At 59.0% G+C, this 6,820-nt stretch carries 7 protein-coding genes; 2 read left to right on the plus strand and 5 right to left on the minus strand.

Features of this window, described 5'->3' with window-relative positions; translation table 11 throughout:
• Positions 1–117: 117 nt before the first annotated feature.
• From ACNKH6_RS07885 to ACNKH6_RS07905, 5 genes are all read right to left on the minus strand, one after another.
• Positions 118–1,755: a substrate-binding domain-containing protein gene (locus ACNKH6_RS07885; RefSeq protein ID WP_417915005.1), complete on the minus strand. Its 1,638-nt coding sequence runs from the start codon at positions 1,753–1,755 to the stop codon at positions 118–120.
• A gap of 101 nt (positions 1,756–1,856) precedes the next feature.
• A complete protein-coding gene (locus tag ACNKH6_RS07890; protein ID WP_417915006.1) occupies positions 1,857–2,162 on the minus strand; it encodes a hypothetical protein in 306 nt (101 codons plus the stop codon).
• Positions 2,163–2,260: 98 nt separating this feature from the next.
• Positions 2,261–4,123 carry an aminodeoxychorismate synthase component I gene (gene pabB / locus ACNKH6_RS07895; RefSeq protein ID WP_417915007.1) on the minus strand — a complete coding sequence of 621 codons (1,863 nt, stop codon included), beginning with the start codon at positions 4,121–4,123 and terminating at the stop codon, positions 2,261–2,263.
• A complete protein-coding gene (locus ACNKH6_RS07900; protein WP_417915008.1) occupies positions 4,120–4,332 on the minus strand; it encodes a hypothetical protein in 213 nt (70 codons plus the stop codon). The genes pabB and ACNKH6_RS07900 overlap by 4 nt, the downstream gene beginning before the upstream one ends.
• A gap of 172 nt (positions 4,333–4,504) precedes the next feature.
• On the minus strand, positions 4,505–4,786 hold the full coding sequence (locus ACNKH6_RS07905) for a hypothetical protein (protein WP_417915009.1): 282 nt from the start codon (positions 4,784–4,786) through the stop codon (positions 4,505–4,507).
• Here ACNKH6_RS07905 and ACNKH6_RS07910 point away from each other — a divergent pair.
• Both ACNKH6_RS07910 and rpsU read left to right on the plus strand, forming a co-directional pair.
• Positions 4,785–6,437, plus strand: a complete 1,653-nt coding sequence (locus ACNKH6_RS07910; protein WP_417915010.1) for an ABC transporter ATP-binding protein — start codon at positions 4,785–4,787, stop codon at positions 6,435–6,437. The two genes, ACNKH6_RS07905 and ACNKH6_RS07910, sit on opposite strands and share 2 nt — an antisense overlap.
• A gap of 139 nt (positions 6,438–6,576) precedes the next feature.
• Entirely contained in the window at positions 6,577–6,768 is a 192-nt protein-coding gene (rpsU, locus tag ACNKH6_RS07915; protein ID WP_417915011.1) for a 30S ribosomal protein S21, read from the plus strand.
• The last annotated feature ends 52 nt before the right edge of the window (positions 6,769–6,820 follow it).

Raw genomic sequence — 6,820 nt, forward strand, 5'->3', positions numbered from 1 at the left:
CTGTAATTTCGAGTTCCATGTCTTCCTCTGTGTGCGGTTATATTCGTGCTGGACAGCAGAAATATAACACATGCGGGGAAGCATGGATTTTTCAAGATTTATAGGTCACAACTTGGGTTAATTATACCCCTTCGCTTCCCGGAACGCCTGCACCACATCCACCCGGCCATCAAACATCCGGCCTGACATGGCCTCGGCAAAGGCTTTCATCTGCTCTGGCTGCGCCTCGCCGAAGAGGATGGTGAAAACCGGAATGTCCTTGCCCATGCCCGTGCCGCCGATCAGCGAGCGGAACTGCTCAATATTGCCCTCGCTCATGCCGTCGCTCATCACGATCACCGAGGCATGATACTTGCCCGATTCCGCATAGAGTTTAATCCGTTTCACCGCCTCTGCCGCGCCCATGTACATGTTGGTGCCGCCGCCCGGCTCCAAGGCTTCAATCTTGGCCAGCAGCTCGCCCAGCACCTGCGGGTCGTTGCCTTTTGCTTCAAACGACTCCTTCACCACGTTGTTGAAGGGCACGACAATGGTCATATCCTCCGGTGAGGCTTGCAGCAGATATTCCTTGGCAATGCGCTGATCAAGCAGGGTGCGCATCGCCTTGCGCAGCTGATCCACGCCAGTGCCCGCCATGCTGCCGGAGTAATCCAGCACATAAGCGGTGAGCGAGGGCTTGCGGAAGGCGGTCTGGTAGAGGTTGAGGGCTTCCGAAACCACCGGCGCGGCGGGAGTGCGGATCGGCGTGAGAATGCGGCTGAGATTGATGCCCCAGTCAGGATTGAAGACCGTGTTCAGCGTTGCGGCTTTGGCCGGATCAACCGTATCCATGCCGACCAGCCCGGTGCGGCGGCCTTGCGCCTGAATGCTGTCCTGAACCGCTGGACTGAGCAGATAGTCTTGCAGCTTGGCGAAAGCGGCTTCCTTGGCTGCGTCACCCTTGGCAATGAAGCCGAGCGGACTGTCAGCGATGGACACGCCGTCCACCGGATACACAGCGAACAGCGGCTCCTGGCCGGGCGGCAGGCTGCGGTTGAACTCAATCACCATCGCCTCGTAATTGACCATGCCGTCGTAATACAGATAATCCTTGGCCAGCATGTCCTTCAGCCAACCGGAGCTGCCCGACGAACGGTTGACGCTGCGCAGGAAGCGTTTGATTTTGTCCGCAACGTCGGCGTTGCTGAGATGTTCGGCGGTCAGCACTTCCGGCCCGCCCGCAAAGGCACTGAGGAAGGCAAGAAAAGCCGAAGTGCCGGAGTTGGACTGCGTGGCCGAGGTCATGGCGAAGCGCAGATGGTCCTTCTCCACGCCCTCCAGCAGCTCCATCACCGTGACATCTTTTTTATCCCAGCCCAGCTTTTGCGCGATGGATTTCTTGACCGCGAAGACCACCGGGCTGCGCATGACCGACTTGGCGTTTTTGACCACGCCCTGCTTGTCGCCGAGCGAAAGCCAGAGGCTGGAGGCAGGCCAGACCGCGTCAAACTGCGAAGCCTTGCCCTTGGCCAGCTCAAGGCCGATGTCCACCGATCCCATGTATTTGACCGCAATGCCGATGTTCTGCTCCTTGGCAAACTGCTGCAGCAGCGGCTCCAAGGTGTTGTTCTCCGAGCCGGAAACGATGGAGAGGGAAACGGCGGCGGCTGGTTTGGGGCTTTGCTGCTGGGGCGGCTGACTTTGGTCGCAGCCGCTGAGAATGACGGCGGAAAGGCTGGTGATCAGGAACACAAGACGGCGGAACGACGGCTTCATGCGCTTCCTCCCGGAATATGAAGGGGCTGTGAGGACTGCTGCTGCGGCAATCGTACCCGCAGTTCCGCAGCGATGTCAAGGGATTCCTGAAAATGGCAGACTCACCGCTGCCTGTTCGCCCACCACTGCGGCAGGCCAGGATTGAGCCACCGCCAGCACACGCCATGATACGACGGATGGCGCAGTTGAAGGAAAACAAGCACGGCTGTTACGGCCAGCATGATCACAATCACCATTGCCCAAGCTGGAATATCGTTAGAGAGGCTTGGCGCAGCAAGGGCAACAAACAGCGCGGCCCAGATCAGCTCATAGCGGCGGCGCATCCGCAGCACATTGCAGAACAGGAAAAAATGCGCCAGCGTGAAAAGAACAGTCCAGCTCAATTTATGGTGAATGGGATGCAGCAAGATAAAACTGATGCCGCCAGCAAACAAAACTATGATATCCAGTTTGGATATACGGAAGCCTGGGAGGAATTCTGCTGTGATCATTCGTTCAGACTTATTCATGTGATCATAATCTTGATCATTCCCCGTACAGAATTGGCTAAATATACCTCTTCCGCCGCAAGCACCTCATCCACCGTCAGCACCCGTTCCATTGCTTTCCCTTGTTCCAGCAGCATCCGCCGATATGTTCCCGCCAGCAATCCGCAGCTGACCGGCGGAGTGAACAGCGGACCGTCTTTCTCCAGCCGGACAAAAATATTACTGATGCTCCCTTCTGTCACCTGCCCGGCAGTGTTGACAAAAAGTGCCTCATGAAAGCCCTGCGCGACAGCTTTGCCGCGTTCCCGCTCATACAGCTCGCGGCGGGTGGTTTTATGAAAACGGTGCGGATCGGCAGGATCAATCCGCTCCTGCGAGAAAATGACCTTCGGCAGCTCCGCAGGCGGCGGCCCGTCCGGCAGGAAAACTGCGCTGATCTCAATCCTGCCGTCCCGATGCAGCAGCAATCGCACCCGCAGCCGCTCCTGCGGTTGCGCAACAGCCGCTGCCAGCCGCTGCCACACTGCTTCAATATCGCAGGAAAAATGAAAATAACGGGCTGAGTCCGCCAGCCGCTCCAAATGATAATCAAGGAGGAAAAAGCCGCTCTCCGGCTGCCAGAGCAGCGTTTCGATGAGCTGGAAATCCGGCTCGTTTCTGGTCAGGAAATTGCCTTTGAGCAGACATTCCGCCCATTCTTCCTCGGCCTTGGAGTCCGCGACAATACCGGAGCCGATGCCCATTTTGCCCCGGCCATGCGCCAGCTCCACGGTGCGGATCGGCACGTTGAAGCAGCTTTCCGTCTGACTGGTGAAGCCGATTGCGCCGCAATAGACACCGCGCCGCCGCCGCTCCAGCTCGCGGATGATCTCCATCGTCCTGATTTTCGGTGCTCCGGTGACAGAACCGCAGGGAAACAGGGCCTCGATAAGCTGGCGGAAGGACGGCGCGGCCCCTGCCGGAATGCCATCAATGGTCGAGGTCATTTGCAGCAGGGATTCATAGGTTTCCGCCTCAAAAAGGGCGCGGGGCGCGACCTGCCCGCCGCCGGATTCATGCAGCAGACGACCCAAATCGTTGCGAAGCAGATCAACGATCATCACGTTTTCGCTCCTGTTTTTCGGATCGGCTTGCAGCCGCCGCCGCCGCTCCTCGTCCTCGGCATTGGTGCGGCCTCGGCGCAGAGTGCCCTTCATGGGCCGCACCCGCACGTTCCCCGCATCGGCGCGGAAGAATAGCTCCGGGGAAAAACTGAGAATGTCGCGGCCTTGATGCCGGATCCACGCGCTGTAGCAGACCGACTGATTGCGGCGCAGTGCGCGATAGAACGCCGCCGCCGAGCCTTGAAAGGCGAAGTCGAAATGCAGTGTGAAATTGACCTGATAGGTGTCGCCAGCGCGAATGTAGTCCTGAATTTTCTCCACCGCCAGCAGGTATTCTTCCCGGCAGACGCTCGTTTGCGGATCGGAGCAGGTGAAGGAGTCTTCGGCGGCTTGCTCTTCGCTTGGCCATTCACCGCCACTGCACAGGCCGGTCTGATGGTCAAAAATCAGCGGCTCGCTGTAAACACCCAGCACGGCCAGCGGCCTGCTGCTGGCATCGCTGAGAAAGCGGCGCAGGCGCGGCTCCAGCGCATAGCCGAATTCGTAATCCAGCCAGCCCGCGAGAAAAAAGCCCTGCTGCCGGAGCTGGTCGGCCTGCTCTAAAAATGCCGCCGCGTCTTCATCAGGACGGCATATAATATGGCGGAGCGGATTGAGGAAGAGGAAAGAACGATGATTCTCCGCCGTCAGTCTGGAGCTTTCCAGAAAAACAAAGTCATCCTGCTGCGCGAGCCAAGATGTGAGGCGGAGAATGTCGGCATTGCTGAAGGGATTCAATGCGGCTTGTCAGAAATTTTCTTGCCGTGCTCCCAGGTCTCTTCTTGGGATGAGCCGTCCTTGGCTGTAAAAACACCTTTGCCGTGCTTTTTACCGCCAGACCAGCCGCCAGAATATTTGGTGCCGTCCGCGTAGGTCATCGTGCCGCTGCCGTCCGGCCTGTTGTCCAGCATCTCGCCGCGATACTTGTTGCCTGTCTGTGTGCTCACAGCGCAACTGCTGCGGCATTGCCCGTCCTCAAATATGCCTTCTATGGTGAGAAAGAGCTTGTTTTTGGCAAGCCAAAGCAGTTTTCCTGGTCCGCTGGCCTTGCCGCCTTTGCATTCCCCTGACCACGAAACTGCTTCATCAGGAATCGGCAGCGGATTTCTAATGTTACAGCTATTTTTCTGGTCGGCAATCCAATGTTCTTCCGCCTGAACAACGGCAGGGATAACGAGACAACAACAGACGACAAATATTTTGCTCTTCATGTGCTGATAATTTTTTAAAATTTTCAGAAAAATCTTCTGGCGCAAAGCAACGGCGACAGGGGCAAGCTGCAATCCAACTTTCGGGTATTATATTATTTTTCATGAAAAATTCAACTTGATTATAACGGCCAAAAGAAGGACAGAGAGATATCTTGCCCTCTTTCGTTTCATGCGGTACAGTTTCCGGCATGGAACCACTGCTTGCGATTGACAATCTGACCCTTTCCTTCTGCTCCGGCGATGGCGCGGACAGCGAGGTGCTGCACGGCATCAGCCTGAGCATAGAACCCGGACGCACGCACGCCCTTGTCGGCGAGTCCGGCTCCGGCAAATCAGTGGCCGCGCTGTCGGTGCTGCGCCTGCTGGAGGATGTGAGCGAGGTGCGCACCGGCGGTCGGGTCATCTTCAAGAGCCGCGACCTCCTGCGCCTGAACAGCAGGGAGATCAGAGCGGTGCGCGGCAACGAGATCGCCATGATCTTCCAAGAGCCGATGACCTCGCTCAACCCCGTGCTGACCATTGGCCGGCAGCTGATCGAGCCGCTGCTGCTGCACCGGCAGATGAGCAGGCCAGAAGCCGAGCGCGAGGCGGTCAGCCTGCTCGCCCGCACCGGCATCCAGGAGCCGGAGAGCAAAATAACTGCCTACCCGCATCAGCTCTCCGGCGGGCAGCGGCAGCGGGTGATGATCGCCATGGCTTTGGCCTGCCGTCCTGCCCTCCTCATCGCGGACGAGCCGACCACAGCGCTGGACGTGACCATCCAGGCGCAAATACTGGAGCTGATCCAGGATGTGCAGCGTGAGTTCAACATGGCGGTGCTGCTTATCACCCATGACCTGCCTCTTGTGCGCAAGGCGGCTGCGACGGTCTCCATCATGCGCCAAGGCCGCATTGTCGAGCAAGGGTCGACTGAGGCGGTCTTCGCCGCGCCCAAGCAGGACTACACCCGCAGGCTGCTGGCGGCCATTCCGCAGGAGCGCAACAGGCTGCTGGCGGCCATTCCGCAGGAGCGCAAGACTCCGGTCGCAGGCGGCGGGCCGCTGATCAGCATTGAGCAGCTGACCTGCGCCTTCACGGTGAAAGAGGCAGGACAGAGTCTGTTCAGGAAAAAGGTCAGCCAGTTCAAGGCAGTGGACGGCATCAGCCTGACTGTGCGCCAGGGCACGACCTTGGGCATCATCGGCGAGTCCGGCTCCGGCAAGAGCACGCTCGCCCTCTGCCTGCTCGGCCTCACTCCCTTTCAAGGCGCAATCCGACTCCGCCGCGACGGTCAGGACATCCTCCTCTCCGGCCTGAGCAGCCGCCAGTTCCGCCCCCTGCGCCGCCACCTGCAGATCGTCTTTCAAGACCCCTACTCATCGCTCTCGCCGCGCCTGACAGTCGGCCAAATTGTGGGGGAGGGCTTGCAGGTGCATGAGCCACAGCTGCGCCGCGCCGAACGCCAGGCGCGGGTGGAGCAGGCCCTGCGCGAGGTGGAGCTTGACCCGGACATGGCGGGCCGCTTCCCGCACGAGTTCTCCGGCGGCCAGCGGCAGCGCATCGCCATCGCCCGCGCCCTCATTCTCAAGCCGGAGCTGCTCATTCTCGACGAGCCGACCTCCGCGCTGGACGTGACCATTCAGGCGCAGATCATCGCCCTGCTGCGCGAGGTGCAGCAGCGGCACGGCCTCACCTACATCTTCATCACCCACGACCTGCGCGTGCTGCGCTCCTTGGCCGACGAGCTGGCCGTGATGCGGCAGGGCAGGATTGTCGAAGCAGGCCCGGCGGACCGCATCTTCTCCGCGCCTGAGCACGAATACACCCGCCAGCTCCTGCAAGCCGCGTTTTATGATGGGTGAGACTTGCCATTGCACCCGGAAAAAGGCAGAAAAGCGTTGACATGCGCCTGCCTTTAGCATACATTAACCGGCTTACGCTTTTTCAGACGAACACGCAGATGGGACATGCCATCTTTGCAAAGGATGTGATTCATTCATGATTGAGGTAGAAGTCAAAGGAGACTTGGAGTACGCGATCCGCCAGCTCAAGAAGAAGCTGCAAATTGACGGCATCAAACGCGAACTCAAACGGCGCGAGGCCTATGAGAAGCCGAGCATCAAAAAACGCCGCAAGTCCGCCGAAGCCCTGCGCAAGCTGCGCAAATACAACCGGCTGAAAAGCCGGATGTAGTTTTTAAAAGCCCTGCCTTGGCGGGGCTTTTTTTTGCTCGCCGCCTGCTCGG

The sequence above is a fragment of the Candidatus Electronema sp. JM genome (assembly GCF_048287415.1).
In the GTDB taxonomy this organism is placed as follows: Bacteria; Desulfobacterota; Desulfobulbia; order Desulfobulbales; family Desulfobulbaceae; genus Electronema.

Bases quoted from the DNA above. Each gene is read 5' to 3' on its own strand.
- ACNKH6_RS07885 (WP_417915005.1), bottom strand. From the start codon at position 1,755: ATGAAGCCGTCGTTCCGCCGTCTTGTGTTCCTGATCACCAGCCTTTCC.
- ACNKH6_RS07910 (WP_417915010.1), top strand. From the start codon at position 4,785: ATGGAACCACTGCTTGCGATTGACAATCTGACCCTTTCCTTCTGCTCC.
- ACNKH6_RS07905 (WP_417915009.1), bottom strand. From the start codon at position 4,786: ATGCCGGAAACTGTACCGCATGAAACGAAAGAGGGCAAGATATCTCTC.